Here is a 17,300-nt window from a genome sequence, read left to right as displayed (position 1 = left end):
TTGAAGGCTCTTTTAAAGCAACGATTGGACATACATTGCACATAAAAGGAAAAATGCATGAAAACCAAAGCAATAGAAAACAGAGAAAACCTTTTATTGATGACAGCGGAAAAATTAAAACAATGCCGCCAAGCCGTTGATTGCGCCATCAGCCCCCATACGAGAGAAGGAATAAGCTTTCATTCCAAAACGCTAAAAAATTTAGAAGAATATGCAAAGGGGACTATTTCACTCGAGGAATTTAATACTCTCATGGACAACACGATATTATAAGGAAGCAACGATGCCCAAAGCAAAAGCAAAAACCAAAAATATAGATCACCCCTCTCCCCATAATTATCTCTATCCCGGAACCCAAATACTCAAAAATAAATATGGAGAGACAGATTTAGAACGCTTTCGGGAAAAATGTTCACATGATATAGAAAAAGGATTAAAAAGCCTGCGTCGTGAATCTCTGCCAGAACATTTTGATTGCTTTTATCTAAGCTATATCCATCACCATTTGTTTAAAGAAACATTTGTATGGTCTGGGCAAATCCGCACGACTCCCTTCACATTTGCAGACGGAAGCGTTGCCGTCATGCCAGAAATAAAAAGAACAGAATGGGACAATACTTTTGTAAATGCTGAGAAAATCCTCGACGGCTTAAAGAAAATAGAGAAAACACTTGCCGAAAAAGATAATTTGAAAGGCTTAACGCGCGAAGATTTCATTTCTGAAACCGTGCCACTCTTTGTCTCTCTTAAAAATATACACCCCTTCATAGATGGCAATGAACACACAATAGAGTTCTTTTTTGAAAATCTCGCCAAAAGCGCAGGCCATCGGCTTGATTTTTCACTCACAACACGAGAACGTATGATGACGGCCTATACCCAAGCCGCACACTATGGCAATGCAGAACCGATGAAAGATCTTTTTGAAGATATCTCACATCCAGAAAAAATATGTCTTTTACAAGAATTCATGAACAACATGAAAAAGAGCGGACGCGATTTAAATGATCGTCTTGTTATGGTTGCAAAGGAAGATGAAACCTATACCGGAATCTATAGAGGGGCTCTCTTTGACAGCTTTATGCTCGATGTAGAAGGGATTTACATTATCGGCCGCAAAACAGATCTGACAACAGAACAACAAAAAACATTAAAACCCAGCGACAAATTGACCTTTACACCTCCTAAAACTGAACTGCTTGAAAAAATTCTCATTCCAGAAGAAAAATTAGCCCCTTTAACAAAAAATGAAAAGGCTGGAATGATCGCAGAAGATGCGTGTGTCCAAACAGCACGAGACCAAATTCAGCAATTAGCAAACATTATTTATGGCAACGCAAAAACATTAGATAAACAAATGGTCGGGATTATTAACAATCCGCAATTAGGCCAACGACTTGCCAACCAGATCGAAAGGACACCGCACTCTGTTGCTCATCTTGCTGGTTTGAGTTTATGTGGACTCCAAAGTCCAGCACGTGCAAACGCTAAAAACCATCTTGAGATGCTTTGTACTGCCGTTGTAAATTTCACCCATGCTGTAGAACATGCGAAGAAGGAAATTACTCAAGAACATACAACAGAACAAGCACGCCGTTCCAAAACAGTACAAATGCCAAGTCAAAGCTTACAAAATTTTTTTGCCTTACCAAAAGAGTTACAGCAAGAATCTTTAGCAAAAAATCTTGGACTTCAAAAAGAGCTGACCAGCTTTGTAAAAAAAATCAATAGCCGTCTCTCAGAAAATGAACATAAAGCTGTCAAAAATAATGATTACGAAACATTAGCTCAAAGCATTGGTGTTTCAGAGAATAAGGCAAAGCAAATTACGCAAACCATTAAGCAAGCCAAAGAAGCACACCAGCAAGCCTGCACACGTACAGTCAACCGTTTAAATGTGCTCGCTATGGCCAGCTAAGAATGGATCCAAGTTTTTCTTTTTCATGAGAAAGCTGCATAAATGAAAACGGGTTAGCGTTATCTTGCGCCTTTACAAAAAAAGAGTATTACCCCCCTGAAAAAAAGAGCATTTCACAATATATTCTAGAGAGATTTGAGAGTAGAATACAATGAAATATACCAAGACACAAATGATCCTTATTTTAACTCCTATTGCTTTAGGTGCTTTAACGATATTCCTTGTTCCTCATTTTTTATTGCTGATAACAAATGGACTAAAGAGCGATCAAGTGTATTGGACCCTTCGTTCAAAACCTTTATTAGACTTAGCATTAACGGCTGCTGTTTTATTGTTGTATAGTCTCTCGCAAAAATTGCACCTGCGTAAAATAATTAGTGTTGTTTCCCTGTCCTTTTTTGGAACCATTGCTCTTTACTACATTGGAATTGAAATAAAACGTTTAAGTCCCTATGTTGGCCAACAAGGAATAACATGGAGCTATGCACTTCAATTCATGGATCCTATGGTTGTCTTTGGCATCATTATTGGTGCTTTTTTTTCTATCATTCAATTTATAACAACCTCTCCACCTAAAAATAAGGTCAAGCGTGCAAAAAAAGAGGTTTTTGGGGGAGCCGCATGGATGGATTTAAGAGAGGCCGCAAAAATCTTTCCTGCCAATGGACAAATTGTTGTGGGGGAAAGATACCGTGTTGATCAAGATAATGTGTGCAAAATTCCCTTTGCACCTGGCAATAAAACAACATGGGGCAAAGGTGGAACAGTACCTTTGCTAACCTTTAACCTTGATTTTGGTTCAACCCATATGATTTTTTTTGCTGGTTCTGGTGGTTATAAAACCACAAGTACAGTGATTCCTACGTGTTTAACTTATCCAGGATCTATTATTTGTCTTGACCCATCAACAGAAGTTGCCCCAATCGTCAAATTTTCCCGTCAAAAAATGGAAAATAGAAATGTTATTATTCTCGATCCTAATTCACTTTTAACAAAAAGTTTTAATGTCATCGATTGGCTTTTAGACGACAGCGTCCCACGCACACAACGTGAAGCAAATATTGTCGGTTTTTCCAAACTTCTTCTCACCGATAAAAAGTCAGACAATTCTTCAGCGGAATATTTCTCGACACAAGCCCATAATCTTTTAACGGCTCTTCTTGCTCATGTCATATTTTCTGATGAATATGAAGACCATGAGCGCAATTTAAAAACACTGCGTGAAATTCTTTCTCAATCAGAAACAGCTATTATCAATCAATTACGTATGATTCAAGAAACAACACCTTCTCCTTTTATTCGCGAAATGGTGGGCATTTTTACAGAAATGGCAGAACAAACTTTTTCAGGAGTCTACACAACCGCCTCAAAAGACACCCAATGGCTTTCTTTGTCCAATTACGCAAATCTTGTCTGCGGCGATGATTTTTCCTCTTCAGATATTACCAATGGTAATATAGATGTTTTTCTCAATCTCCCTGCAAGCATTTTAAACAGTTATCCAGCGATAGGACGTGTCATTATTGGTGCCTTTCTCAATGCCATGGTTACAGCAGACGGTAACTATAAAAAGCGTGTTTTATTTGTCTTAGATGAAGTCGATCTTCTAGGCTATATGAATATTTTAGAAGAAGCCCGTGATCGTGGACGTAAATACGGTACATCCTTAATGCTCTTTTATCAATCCACTGGTCAGTTGGTCAATCACTTTGGCGAATCAGGAGCGCGTTCATGGTTTGAAAGCTGCTCTTTTGTCAGTTATGCTGCCATTAAAGACCTTCAAACAGCTAAAGAGATTTCCGAACGCTGTGGTCAAATGACCGTTGAAGTCACCGGAGTGAACAAACCAAGAAGTCTATCTTTAGGGAAGAGCTCTTACAATATAAATTACCAACAAAGGGCCCTCATTTTACCCCACGAGGTTATTCAAGAAATGCGTCAAGATGAACAAATTATTCTTATGCAAGGGCATCCTCCTTTACGATGTGGTCGCGCAGTCTATTTCAGAAGAAAAGAAATGTTAGCCGCTGCCGCAAAAAACCGTTTTGCCCCACAAAAGAAAAATTAGCTCTCCCATTATAGGTATTGAAGATAGAAAGAATGACAACAAAACAAAAAAAAGCATACATCTCTATTTTTTGAAAACCTATGAACGAAAAACCCCCATCTCCATACAAGAAAAACAGAGTCAAAAAATCCGTGTTTTTTCCTTTTATATTTTGTGCGTCACTTTACCAACAACCATGATCTTTTAAAAGTCTCTATCAAAAACGCCCATCCCCCCAACCAATAGCGACACCAATATCCTCCAAAAAGGAACATTCTCTCACAAAGTTTTTCATATATAATTTTAAAATACATTGATTTATAATGATAATTCATATTTTTGTGTTGAATGAGAAACCCAATAGCGTAAAATTATCTCATTTCAAATCTGTTCCATGTTGACTCAATCACAATCCTATCACTCACACGTCATAAGTAGGAGCCTCAAGTAAAGTAGAACTCTGTACAAGAAAGGCATGCCTTTTCATAAATCACCTCAAGGCCCAAGGATTGATCGGCAACATTTCAGCACGAACAAAATGTGTAATGGTACCAGCTTCTTTATGAAGCATAAAAATGGGAGGGCTCAATAGATTTTATACGCTTTATGGGAGCTTTACCATTATACCATTGAGGAGCCCCCTCGCCAAATGGATAAATGATCTCTCTTTAAAACAATCCTAATCCTGTAAAGATACTACATAATGGTGCTCTATTTTACGTAAAGGACGTGCCTCCATTACAGAATATAATAAACAGAAGATTTGCCTTTAAGACAAAAACTCTCAAAATACCTACACAATAAACACCGTTTCCCCTCAAAAAACATCCAAGATATACACCAAAATGAATAAAATATTCTGAGACAGCTTTTTTCCCCTTTACGATATCATCGCGTGTTCTACTTTAATAACCAAGCGCTGAAAAAACAGCTTTTTTCTAGCCAAAAGAAAGTTTTTTTCCTCTTATAGATCTTAAAGCAGTGCCATACAATTTAAGAAAAACAACATAAAGTAAAATACATTTTGTTGTAAACGCACCAACGAAATGTCCGCATAGACCAATAAAAAAACATTATGGAGAGAAATTCTTGCTAGCTGCTTTTATTCATAGATCCCTAAGAGCGGTGTCTGGAAAATATCCAAACCATCCAATAACCAAGAGCGATCTTCTCTGCCATATCCATACCCTTCATCAAAAGGCTCTTGCAAACAACTTTTTTAAAGGCAAAACAACGAAAATCTTAAACAACATTTTTCTTTTTAGCCTCCCCTTATCTCAAAGCTTTATCTTAAAGAATAAAAATTTCATCCAGCATGGTTTATCAAAAAAAACTCTCAAAAACCCATCTCCTCATGGGATCCATATCACTGTCTTTAATATCAGTATTTTACAGGGTAACAGGATTATAAAGAATAAGCAAACATCAGAGAAGCTAAAATAAATGAAAAAAGGAATAGGCATGAAAACAATCGTAACAGAACAGTGTAGAGCTCTCATACCAACAGCTTTCAAAAGCTTCATAAAACCGTTACTACAACCATCCATACACGTGAAGAAAGAGTATTTCTCTCATAACACTCAAAATCTCAAAAGAATATGCGAAGGGGAATTTTCAACATGACCCGCGTTTAAGGCGCGTATCAACCACCACCCTATCTTTTAAGGAGAAACAATATGTTAGAGCAAAATTATCTCTATAAAGGAACCTCAACATTAAAAAATAAATATGGCATCAAAGACTCCCAAAAACTGTATGAACGCTGCGCCCAAGATATCGCAAAAGAGGCTATTAATTTTCGTCATGAACCACCACCCCAAAAGTTTGATGCCGCTTATCTCAAATTAATTCACTGGAGCTTCTTCCACCAAGCTTTTGAATGGGCAGGTAAAACCCGCGATACATCCTTTACCTTTGAAGATGGCAGCACTGCCCGTATGCCAGCGATGCGCCCCAAAGGTTATGAAGTTCCTTTTGCCATTGGTCCACAGATAAAAAAAGAGCTCAAACAACTTGAAAAAACACTAAGCGAAAAGAACAATTTGAAAGGTTTATCACGCCAAGAGTTTGCTGAAAGTGCTGCTGAAGTTTTTATGGCGCTCGAACACGCCCATCCTTTCCGAAAAGGCAATGGACGCGTTAATCGAATGTTTATGGAAAAACTTGGACAAGCAGCAGGCCATACCATTGACTTTTCGTTCATCACAAAAAAACGCATGACAGCAGCTTGTATTGAAGCCATGCAATATGGCAATCCCCAACCGATGAAAGATCTTTTTGAAGATATCACCCATCCGCAAAAGTCTCTTGTTTTAAAAGAATTTATCTCCCAAATGAGAGAAGCTAAACTGGATGAAATTAACAACCGTGTTGTTGTTGCTGCAAAAGAAGGGATCCTTTATGAAGGCATCTTTAGAGGCGCTTCAGCAGAAGGGTTTGTTATGGAAGTCGAGGGCGGATTTGTCGTGAGCCACAAAGATGATCTTCCTCCAGAACAGATCAAAACATTACAGAACGGCGATCGCCTCCGTTTTCAAAAAACCAACGTTCAAAATGTAAAAGAAACTCTCATTCCAAAAGAAACATTAACCTCTCTCTCCCATGAATCATTAATCACAAAAGTTTCAAATGATTCTTATGTTGAAACATGCCGAAAAGAAATCGAACATTTATCAAAGATTGTTTATGGTAAAACCCAAGCCTTAAAGACAAAAATGGATATCATAACAGCAACTCCAAACTTAGGAAATCAATTTGCTGATGAAATTTTACAAAACCCTCAATCAATTTCTAAATTTGCCGGGAGAAAAACTCTTGGCATAAAAAGTCCACATCGCAGACAAGCCGAACAGACCGTTCCACAACTCAGCCAAGCCCTTAAAAATTATGGTGCAATAACACAACAAGCAAAAGATGAAATTCTAGAGCATCATCAAAGAGAACAAAACCGCCTAAGCCGCGTGATCGAAAAACCTGGAAAAAATTTACAAAACCTTTTTGCTTTACCAGAAGAACAACAAAGGGAAACTTTATTGCATTCTCGTTCACTACAACAAGAACTCCATACCTTTTCCCGCCAACTACACAACCGTCTCTCCTCAGATGAGCGTAAAGCCATACAAGAAAAAGATCATACAAGACTAGCTTGTCTTCTTGGAACATCAGAAAGCAAAGCCAAAGAAATTGCACAGACTGTCAAGGATACCCAAGACGCACAATGTCAAGTCCGCAGTTTGAAAGTTAGTCGTTCCTCATCGCTAGCTCTTACCGGATAAAAATGCGCTCCCTTTTGCCTTCCAACAAACGCTTGATCCTAATCATTTCATCGCACTTTTCCCCACGAATTGTTTTAAAATGTTACAAAAAATAGTCCTAAAAATGACCCCCGTTATTTATGTATTATTTATTATAACTTATTGATAAGATTTCACAAAAAAACTGTATAAAAGACATAAACCTCCATTACAAGCCAATATGAATAGCGCGAAATCTTTGGAGAGCATTCATTTTGATATCTTCTTTTGTCTTAAAAAGCTATCAAAAAAATGGGGAATGCACCAAAGAGGTTTTCTAAAATATTGAAAGGAAACAGCCATGAAAAAAAGCCACCCAGAACCTCAAAATCCAGAAACCCAGAACCCAGAGCCCCTCTACGCACAAGTTGATAAATCACGCAGAAGAGGCGGTCCGCGCATCCCAAGCCCAGAAGAGATACAAGCAGCAAACAGAAGACAGCCTCTCCAGGAAGCTTCTCCCTATGACACACCGCGGGGGAGATCAAATACACAAGAAAACACTCCCTACAACACACCGCGAATGGGAGCAGGTGCCTATGATACGCCGCCTTCTCAGCGACCACTAGAAACGCCCTATGCCCCCCAATACCCACTAGGAGCTACCCGTGCAGCAGCTGCTGGAAGAAGTTCACGTGAGCCTTCCCCAGAAAACCCCACAAATCCCTATGCCGTCGTTAATTTAGCAACAGGTGAAACAGAGTTTCAAGAACAAAGAAACCCCCTCTATGACTCACCTAGCGGAAGCACGCAGGATTTACGCGCCCCCCAAAAACAAGAGGAACATCTCTATGCAGAAATTGATCCGAGAACACAGAGCGGGCGCGCTCCTCATAAACCAATAGAAACTGTCTATGCAACATTGGGCATGGGGGCTGAAGGCGGACAAGAATCCCAACAACGGGAAAATCCCATCTACGAAGGCGTGGGCAGAGCAGCAACGCCCCCTCCTCAAACCCCTAAAGATATGGTTACGAGCAAACTTTTACAACACGAAGGATTTCAATATGGTGTAAGAGAAGTTCAAGTTTGGTGCAAAACCGTTTATAACAATGAGCATGCCTTGAATGAACAACTTGCGAAGGTTCTTGAAGATCCTCAAGGTGCTGATAAGGTCTTATGGAATCTTGCAGCTCATCCTGAAAGCGCTGGAAAAATTGCTGGTCGGCAAGTCCTTGGCATAAAAAGTCCTGATCGCAAAGAGGCTGAAGAGGGTTTTTCTCACCTTTGCTCAGCCCTTGAAAGACATATAGACAAAACAAAAAAACTTCATAAACAATTTACACGTGAAATTGAAAGAGGTGAAAAACAAAAAAGTCCAGAAAGGGATGAACACAGACACCATCACCGTCGTCATCATGCAAGAGGACAAAGCCCAGACAGTCCAGAACACAGCCCACAACGACAAAGGCATGGAGAAAAAGGAATGGCTTATGCCATGTAAAGGGACATAAATATAAAAACAGATCAATTTTTGTTTTTTTATATCATTTCTTTTGCATAAAGTTTTTGCAGTGAGTTTCTTGGCGTAAATCGTTTTCTTACGGTTGCGCCAAGAATTGTTTTAAAGTGTTACAAAAAATAGTCCTAAAAGTGACCCCCGTTATTTATTATAACTTATTGATAATATTTCATAAAAAAACTGTATAAAAGACACAAATGTCCGTTACACTGATTTCGAATAGCGCGAAATCTTTGGAGGACATTCGGTAAAATGTCTTTTTTTGTCTCAAAACAAACAAAGCATAAAAGGCAAGAATGCCCCAAAGAGGTTTTCTAAAAATATTGAAAGGAAACAGCCATGAAAAAACATCAACCACACCAAGATCCCCAAAACCAAGAACCCCTCTACGCAACAGTGAATAAACCAAACAGAGGAAACCAGCGCGGACCAAACCCAGAAGATGACGTTCTATACGCATCTGTTAGCAGCATTGACCCTTCAAAAGCTGGACGCAATCAACAAAGATTATCAGAATCTGAAACCGATTACACAGAAGTTGCTCCCCGAAAACGCGAAGAAGAAGTTACATACGCATCTGTTAGCAACATTGACCCTTCAAAAGTTGGACGCAATCAACAAAAGCTATCAGAATCTGAAACCGACTATGCAACGGTTGCTCCACAACAAAGAGGAAGACCTTCATCTTCCCTCACACCTGACCAAATGAGTGTTATGCTTTTAAAAAATCCAAAGGTCCAAGCATATGCAGAAGAGGTGGTACATTGGGGTCAAGTTGTTTATGGCAATGACAAACTTTTCCAGCAACGCTTGCAAGAAATACTTAAAGATCCCAGCAAAGGAAAAGACCTTTCAGATCAACTTGCTGAGGATCCTGAAAGCATGGGAAAACTTGCTGGTCGCCAAGCGCTTGGCATGAAAAGTCAAGCACGCAAACAAGCTGAAGATGGCTTTAAGCCGCTCATTGATGCTCTTGATGGGTATACAAAAACTGTAGAAGAGGCAAGAGAGAGGATTTTACAAACCCCTCACGCGGAACAAAGACGCCATCAAGAACATTCTCAGCACGCTGAAAGATCTCATCATCGTCATCACCATCATCACGAAAGAGGACAAAATCCTGAGAGTCCAGAGCAAAGCCAACAACGACAAAGACATGGAGAAAGAGGAATGGCTTATGCCATGTAAAGGAACATGAGTATAAAAACAGATCAATTTTTGTTTTTCGTTTAATCTCTTTTTGAGTAATTTTCTTGGCGTAAATCGTCTCCTTACGATTGCGCCAAGAATTGTTTTAGAATGTTACAAAAAATAGTCCTAAAACGGTCCTAAAAATGGACCCTGTAATTTCCTATAACTTATTGATAAAATTTCACAAAAAAACTGTATAAAAGACACAAAGCTCCATTATTCTAGCCTTAAATAGCGCAGATCTTTGGAGCGCATATCAGTTCGACATCTTCCTTTGTCTCAAAGTAATCCAAGCATAAAGAACGACTATGCACCAAAGAGGTTTTCTAAAACAATTTTTGAAAGGAAACGTGCATGAAAAAAGATCACCCTCACCCTTTTCCATCCTCTTCAATAAAAGAACTCATAGAACTCTATGAACAAGCAGCAGCAGAAGTCTCAGGTATCCCCCCTCTCCCTAAAGAAGAGCCTTTAAAAAGCAAAAGACTATCAACGATACTGGAAGAAGATGAGGGAAGACTTTCTCTTTCAGAAGAAGAAACGATTACAGCAAAAGGTGCACAGGCATCCGTTAGGAGAGCACCTTCAACAACGCCTCTTTCAAGAAACAACGCGCCCCAAAAACCGCAAGAAACTGAAACAACACGCACAGCAGCTGCCCCACAAGCCGCCCAAGGAGCAACAACACGACTCTCAGAAGAACAAATCTCTCTATTACTTCCCCACCATTCATTGGTTCGAACCTATCAAGAAGAAATCCAACGTTTATCCGCTAGAGCTTATGGAAACCCCAACATTTTGCAAGAAAAAATGCAAGAAATTCAAAAAAATCCTCAAGCGGGAGAAGAGCTTTCATGGCGCATGGCTGCTCATCCTGAAAGCATTGCTAAACTCTCCGGTACCAGTATTTTGGGCTTCAAAAATAGAGAACGTAGACAAGCAGAAGAGAGCTTTTCCAGCCTCTGTATCAACGTTGATTGTTATACAGAAGCCGTAAGACAGGCAAGAGAGGGCCTTTCACAATCTCCAGAGCAAGAACTCAAAAACTATGAACGCCTCATGGGAAAAGCAGCTGTCGCTAAACTTCTGCAAAAAACAGATCATTCTCAAAGGGAAAAAGAAAGCCTTTCAGAAGCAGAAATGTACACCAAAATTCATCAAAATTCAAAAGTCAAAAGACACCATGCCCAAACCCAATATTGGTGCGGAGTTGTTTTTGGTCAATCAGACATTTTAAAATCACAAGTGGAAGAACTTTTCCAAAACCCTGAAACAATAGAACAGCTCGCACAGCAACTTGCTGGAAACCCTCAGTCTATTCACAAATACGCCGGTCACAACTTTGGGGGCTTAAAAAATAAAGCACGCATCCATGCTGAAGCGGGTCTTTCTCACCTCATTGACGCCCTTGACAATTATGCAATGGCTGTCACACAGGTAAGAGAGAGCATTTTAAAAACTCAGCAAACAAAACAAGAACGTCGTGAAGCATCTGAGCAAACCCAAAGCTTGCAGCAACAACAAAACGTCTCACAGTCTGCTCAACGCCTTGAGCCTTCAACAATAACACATGAAGGAATAACGCCCTCTACCCAACAGAGAGAAAGAGAAACAGATTTTCGTCCGCGCAAAACTGCTGCTTCAAAAGCGATGGCTTTTGCTAGCTAAACAGACATAAATTTTCACGCTGAATCCAACATCTTGGCGCAACACATAAAAGAGGTGGTTTGCGCCAAGAAAAAAGGAACGAAGTTCATTTCTCCACCATTTAATCTAAGCCATTGATAAAACAGTATTTAAAGAGTGATCATAAGCAGCATCAAGAGAGCAAGAGAGTGAAATCGTGTTAGACCACTCAGTTTCACATCCTCTCTCATAAAGTTAAAATAAAAAAGCATAAAACAGAATAAACACCAACACACATTCTTAAATAGTATTTAAAAACAATATTGAAAGAGTTTGAAAGGACCATGCATGAAAAAAAGAACCCCCTCCCCTTTTATCACCGAAATGATGGAAAAATTTCAACAACAGACTGAACAATCCCCCACCAGAACATCTCCTCCCCAAGTTTCTCCAAAACCACAAAAACCACCTCTACAAAAACAACCAGAAAATTTTTCACCCCCTCCAAAGGTTGCCCCACCCCCTCCCCCACGCGTAAGAGAAAAAACACCAACTGAAGCAAAAATTCAAAAGCCAGAAACCCAAGAAACGCCCCCTCTACAGGCAAAAGTGGCACCACCAAAACCCCCACGAGCAAAAGAGAGGCAACAACACAGCCCACAAGTTGAAGATTTCCCTTCCCACCCAAAAGTAGCCCCACCCCCACCCCCACGCGTAAGAGAAAAAATACCAACTGAAGCAAAAATTCAAAAGCCAGAAACCCAAGAAACGCCTCCTCTACAGGCAAAAATAGCACCACCAAAACCCCCACGGGCAAAAGAGAGGCAACAACAAAGTCCACAAGTTGAAGCTTCCTCCTCCCCCCCAAAAGTAGCCCCACCCCCTCCCCCACGTGTAAGAGAAAAAATACCAACTGAGGCAAAAATTCAAAAGACAGAAACCCTCGAGCACCCCACCACGCAGATAAAAACGCCGCCACAAAGACCACCGCGTGCAAAAGATAGAATCCAGCACAAAACAGCAGTTCAAAAAGAAGAAAATCCCTATGCAACACCAAGAGCGCAAACGCCTCCAGGCATGAGAGAAAACGCGCAAACCAGCACAAAAAGCCAAAACCCTGAAACTCCCATCCCAAGTGTTAGACCCAAAACAGCCCAGCACAGAACAGTCCGGCAGCAAAGCAGTTCATCATCACAAGACAGTGAAATATATGCAGTCCCTCGTTCAAGCAAAGCACACCAAATAAGAGACAGAAAACAAAGCGGTGCTGTCACGCAAAAAACGGGCTCCCCACAAACAGCAAATGAACCACCAAAACCGCCTCAGGAACAAAAAACTTCTTTTAATACAATGGAAAAAGAGTTCTTGCTCATAGCATATCACGAAGAAATACGATTTTTATGCGAAAAGGTTTATGGTGACCGACTTATTTTAGAACAAAGAATAGAAGAAATTAGAGAAAATCCTCCTATGGGCGAACAGCTCTTATGGGATGTTAGAGAAAACCCTCAATCTATTTCTAAGCTTGCGGGTCGAAAAGTTCTTGGCATAAAAAGTCATGCGCGCAAAGAAGCTGAAGAAACGCTTCCTAATCTGTCTGAAGCCATTAACGGTTTTGTATATACCTCAAAATATATACAAGAAAATATTTCACGGAGTCAAAATATTTCACGGAGTCCTCACACCAAACAACGACAGCATCAACACGCGCAACAGGAAGAAGCAATCGCTCAACACACACCAAATCCGCTCAATTCAGAAAAGAAAATAGGGCCTCTGTCAAATCAAGAAATTGCCCGCAGAGTTCAACAAGATCCATCGGTTCAATATGGTCAAAGAGAGGTCCAATATTGGAGCCAAATTGTTTATAATGATCCATTTATTTTGCAATATAGAATGGAAGATATGCACAAAATTCCAGATATGGGAGAAGAGCTTGTCTTTCAAATTGAAAAGGATCCAACATTTTTTGCTCCGCTCGCTGGTAGAAAAACCCTTGGCATAAAAAACGCAGCGCGCAAAGCCGCTGAAGAAAATCTTCCTACCCTTTGTACCGCCATTAAGGATTATGCTGATACGATAAAGCAATTAAGAGAAACCATTGTGCAAAACCATCAAACAGAGCAACAACAACGCCATCAACCGCTTACCGATCTCGATAAAAAATTGCAAAAGCAACAAAGCTTATCAGAGCCCCAGAAGTTGCCTGAGCGCTCAACAACAAAGCGACGTCAAGAGGTTACTGAAACATCGAGACAAGAAGAGCACCCCCCTATTCGACCACGCAGAGGTGAAACATCAAAAGCAATGGCTTTGTCGTAATGGTCTCATCCCCTTTGGCTTTTCACACACCACCTTGGAGCAATTATCCTGCCAAGGTTGCACCAAGGGTGGCATATAACATACAGAAAAATTTGAATAAACTCTCATATGACAAAACGCATCAAAAAAATTGCACGATAACATTTCATAAAAGTTACAAACATTAACGCTGTTCTATCATCAACTTGGGCTCCATGCGAAGAGAGTCAAATTTTTCCCATCATTCCAATCGGTATTCTTCTTTGAAGAAGAAGAAAAAGCTTAATGAAAATAACATAAGGCAAAAAATGTAAAAAAGAAGCTTTTTAAAAAAACAAATATTAAAAACTTGAAAGGAAATATACATGAAAGAAAACACAGAACAGGGGGCTTCCTCTACACAGAAAGAATTGCAAGAACAATCCCCTGCAATAAATGCCGCCGTTTTAAAGCAAATCAATGAAGCAGCGCAAAATTTTTTCTACCCCAATAGCAATGTGCTCAAAAATAAATACCGTATTAAAGATAAAGAAATATTAAAAGAACGCTGTTCTGATGATGTAAAAAAAGAAATGATCAAACTGCGCCAAGAGCCCCCACCAGAGCAATTTGATGCCGCCTATCTCAAATATCTTCATCATCGCCTCTTTTTCCGGGCATTTGAATGGGCTGGACAAACCCGCGAAACACCTTTTACCTTTGAAGATAGCACTGTTGCTTCTATGCCCATTTTGAAGAGAAAAGAATTTACAAAACCTTTTGCTATGGGAAAAAAAATCCAGGAAGGATTAGAAAAGTTAGATAAAACACTTGCTGAAAAAAAGAATTTACAAGACTTATCCCGTGAAGAATTTGTTGAACACGCTGCTGAAATAATGATAGATTTACACCACTTGCATCCTTTCAGAGAGGGCAATAGACGTACAAAGAGACTGTTTGTTGAAAAACTCGCTCAAGCAGCAGGACATACGCTCGATTTTTCTGTTGTGAGCAAAAAGCGTAAAGACTTTGTCCGCGCAGCCGCCATGGAACGTAGCGATTCAGAGCCTATGAAACATCTGCTTGAGGATATCTCTCATCCAGAAAAATTGCTCATTTTACAAGAATTCACCAACTCTATGAGAAAGCTTGGAATGGGTGAAAAAAATTATTATCTCACTGTCGTCGCAAAAGAAGGTGAAACCTATCATGGGACCTATAGAGGCTGTGGAGCCAATGGTTTCATGATGGATGTTCAGGGAACACTCATCTTGGGAAATAAAAAAGATCTCACACCAGAGCAAAGACAAACATTAACAAGTGGTGAGACCTTCTCCTTTACAGTACCAAAAGCTCAAAGCCCAGAAAAAATCCAGCAAAAAACCCAGCCAAAAACATTGTTTTCAGAAGAAAAAAGAGACGCTCTTAAAGACGATGAAATAACTGAAAAAAGCAAAGACAACACATCCATTCAAACAAAGAGAAAAGAAAAAGCCCATTTTTCACCATGGGTTGTCCCCCATGCTTTACAGGACGACGCTAAAGTTATCCCCCAAAATCTACAAGAAAAAGAACAAAGGGCACAACCAATGGCTCACTCTGCTTCCTCTATGAGGCAAGCGCAAAAAGATTTTCAAGAAACCATTTTACAAACGAACCATATAGCAACAAATGATCAAATATCCGTCCAAATGACAACAGGTTCAGATCATCAAGAAAGAGCAAAACAGTACCCCCAAAAAGCAATGGCATACTGGGAGAGTGGGATAAAAACAACAGACACCGCCCCATCTGAGAAACTCTCCTTATCGCCTAAACTGAAAGAAGAGCGCACACCAGAGCCGATACAAACATTAACAAGTGATGAAACCTTCTCCTTTACAACACCAAGCGCTCAACACCAGCAAGAGGTGCTGATTGCCGCAAAAAAAATACCCCCCCTTACAAGCAATGAAATTACCACGAGGATAAAAAATAACACATCACTTCAAGCAAGAAGAACAGAAATCGAAACTTTATGCCAAATCATTTATGGCAATCGGCATATTTTGCAGGAAAAAATTGAACGGATTCATGAAAATCATAAGAGAGGAGAACAGCTCACCCATCAAATTGCCACATCTCCTCAATCGATTTCTCAGTTGTCTGGAAGCAATATCTTTGGCATAAAAAATCATGCACGCGCTGAAGCTGAAGCCAATATTTTGCCCCTCTGTAGAGCCATTGAGTGTTACCTCGATATTTTAAAACAAACAGAAAGAGATATTCTCCATAACCATCACGCAAAACAAAAACGTTGTGAACAATCGGTCCTAATGCCTAAGGTTTGGATGCAAAATCTCCTCGCCTTACCAAAAGAACAACAGAAAGAAACATTATCAAACTCTCCTGAGTTAAGGGGGGAAATAAGGACTTATATGAGAAAAATCAATGAACGCTTATCCTTAAGCGAGCATGAGGCGATAAAGGAAAATAATCCCGAAAAACTGGCTACAAGCCTTGGAACATCAGCTGTCAAAGCAAAAGAGATTCTGGAAATCGTTAAACAGACAAAAGAGATAGAACAAAACATACGCTCCATGGATTTTTATACCCCCCAATTGAATAACCGCTCAGCACCAAACCAGCATCAATCTCTCCCGCATCAATGGCTCAAGAAAAACACTGAAAAAACATGGTCGAACACCTTTGATAAAGAAGCAAGTAAAACACAAAAAATGATAGAAAACGTTCATCAAAACATCAAGAGACAAGAAAATATTCCCTCTCACAAAACGCAGCACACAAAGGCTATGACTCTCTAAAAATTCATATAAGTTTTCACTTTTTGCCCTCTCTGATAAAAAAGAGGGGCTTTCCCCCTGCGTTCATCGGCAAATCAATCGTGTGTCAACCAGATACGAAAACCATAAAGGGAAAACTTTCTTTATTGGCTCAGATTTTACCCTCCCATCAATGATGAAAAAAATCTCAGCAGAGCAAAGGATTGATCATTTTTGAAAAGATCATATCAACCCTTTCATTACCTATAATGCTCTTGCCCGTGGTGCTAAAAACAGGCAAGACGCTGTTGAAAGATTACGTCTTTCTACCCTTATATTTATGGAATCTCTAAAATAAGAAGGCGACCTCATTTGGTGAGAACATAAAGCCGTAAAAGTAAAAATCCATCACACTGTTTTGCCATCACCGTTAAGCTCAGTCTGACAAACGTTTAAAAGCATCAAAAGCCCTAAATCATAGAAACTGCACATTTCTTCAAACTTTTATTTTATTTTCATTTTTTTAAATAGGGTGTAATAAATTGATTTATAATGCGTATTCACTATTTTGCCTGTTGAATGAGAGCCCCAAAGATCGTAATATTCTCTTATTCTAAGTCTCTTTATGTTGCGTGCATGTTGCATCAATCAAAACCATTCGTTTGCACGTTACAAATGAGATTAACGTATGGATAAAAATAATTTAAGAAAAGAGTAAAAA

At 39.6% G+C, this 17,300-nt stretch carries 9 protein-coding genes; all 9 read left to right on the top strand.

Features of this window, described 5'->3' with window-relative positions; translation table 11 throughout:
- Nucleotides 1-57: 57 nt before the first annotated feature.
- The 9 genes from PVV59_RS05770 to PVV59_RS05730 all read left to right on the top strand — a co-directional run bounded on the left by PVV59_RS05770 (nt 58) and on the right by PVV59_RS05730 (nt 16,621).
- Nucleotides 58-273 (top strand): antitoxin VbhA family protein, encoded by a 216-nt coding sequence (locus PVV59_RS05770; RefSeq protein WP_273755188.1) that lies wholly within the window; start codon nt 58-60, stop codon nt 271-273.
- Between the two features lie 10 nt (nt 274-283).
- Nucleotides 284-1,918 (top strand): BID domain-containing T4SS effector, encoded by a 1,635-nt coding sequence (locus PVV59_RS05765; protein ID WP_273755186.1) that lies wholly within the window; start codon nt 284-286, stop codon nt 1,916-1,918.
- A 151-nt stretch (nt 1,919-2,069) separates the two neighbouring features.
- On the top strand, nt 2,070-3,986 hold the full coding sequence (gene traG, locus PVV59_RS05760; protein ID WP_273755184.1) for a Ti-type conjugative transfer system protein TraG: 1,917 nt from the start codon (nt 2,070-2,072) through the stop codon (nt 3,984-3,986).
- Nucleotides 3,987-5,641: 1,655 nt separating this feature from the next.
- Nucleotides 5,642-7,240, top strand: coding sequence for a BID domain-containing T4SS effector (locus tag PVV59_RS05755; protein WP_273755183.1), 1,599 nt, complete (start codon nt 5,642-5,644; stop codon nt 7,238-7,240).
- 319 nt (nt 7,241-7,559) lie between these two features.
- Nucleotides 7,560-8,702, top strand: coding sequence for a BID domain-containing T4SS effector (locus tag PVV59_RS05750; protein WP_273755181.1), 1,143 nt, complete (start codon nt 7,560-7,562; stop codon nt 8,700-8,702).
- A 357-nt stretch (nt 8,703-9,059) separates the two neighbouring features.
- On the top strand, nt 9,060-9,908 hold the full coding sequence (locus PVV59_RS05745; protein WP_273755180.1) for a BID domain-containing T4SS effector: 849 nt from the start codon (nt 9,060-9,062) through the stop codon (nt 9,906-9,908).
- A 357-nt stretch (nt 9,909-10,265) separates the two neighbouring features.
- Complete coding sequence (locus PVV59_RS05740) at nt 10,266-11,579, top strand: BID domain-containing T4SS effector (protein ID WP_273755179.1); 1,314 nt, start codon at nt 10,266-10,268, stop codon at nt 11,577-11,579.
- A 306-nt stretch (nt 11,580-11,885) separates the two neighbouring features.
- Complete coding sequence (locus PVV59_RS05735; RefSeq protein WP_273755177.1) at nt 11,886-13,859, top strand: BID domain-containing T4SS effector; 1,974 nt, start codon at nt 11,886-11,888, stop codon at nt 13,857-13,859.
- A 344-nt stretch (nt 13,860-14,203) separates the two neighbouring features.
- Nucleotides 14,204-16,621 (top strand): BID domain-containing T4SS effector, encoded by a 2,418-nt coding sequence (locus PVV59_RS05730; RefSeq protein WP_273755176.1) that lies wholly within the window; start codon nt 14,204-14,206, stop codon nt 16,619-16,621.
- Nucleotides 16,622-17,300 lie beyond the last annotated feature (679 nt).

The sequence above is a fragment of the Bartonella sp. MM73XJBT.G genome (assembly GCF_028618435.1).
Classification (GTDB): domain Bacteria; phylum Pseudomonadota; class Alphaproteobacteria; order Rhizobiales; family Rhizobiaceae; genus Bartonella.
This window is presented reverse-complemented; position numbering and strand designations above follow the sequence as displayed.

Bases quoted from the DNA above. Each gene is read 5' to 3' on its own strand.
- PVV59_RS05750 (WP_273755181.1), top strand. From the start codon at position 7,560: ATGAAAAAAAGCCACCCAGAACCTCAAAATCCAGAAACCCAGAACCCA.
- traG (WP_273755184.1), top strand. From the start codon at position 2,070: ATGAAATATACCAAGACACAAATGATCCTTATTTTAACTCCTATTGCT.
- PVV59_RS05735 (WP_273755177.1), top strand. From the start codon at position 11,886: ATGAAAAAAAGAACCCCCTCCCCTTTTATCACCGAAATGATGGAAAAA.
- PVV59_RS05740 (WP_273755179.1), top strand. From the start codon at position 10,266: ATGAAAAAAGATCACCCTCACCCTTTTCCATCCTCTTCAATAAAAGAA.
- PVV59_RS05755 (WP_273755183.1), top strand. From the start codon at position 5,642: ATGTTAGAGCAAAATTATCTCTATAAAGGAACCTCAACATTAAAAAAT.
- PVV59_RS05745 (WP_273755180.1), top strand. From the start codon at position 9,060: ATGAAAAAACATCAACCACACCAAGATCCCCAAAACCAAGAACCCCTC.
- PVV59_RS05730 (WP_273755176.1), top strand. From the start codon at position 14,204: ATGAAAGAAAACACAGAACAGGGGGCTTCCTCTACACAGAAAGAATTG.
- PVV59_RS05770 (WP_273755188.1), top strand. From the start codon at position 58: ATGAAAACCAAAGCAATAGAAAACAGAGAAAACCTTTTATTGATGACA.
- PVV59_RS05765 (WP_273755186.1), top strand. From the start codon at position 284: ATGCCCAAAGCAAAAGCAAAAACCAAAAATATAGATCACCCCTCTCCC.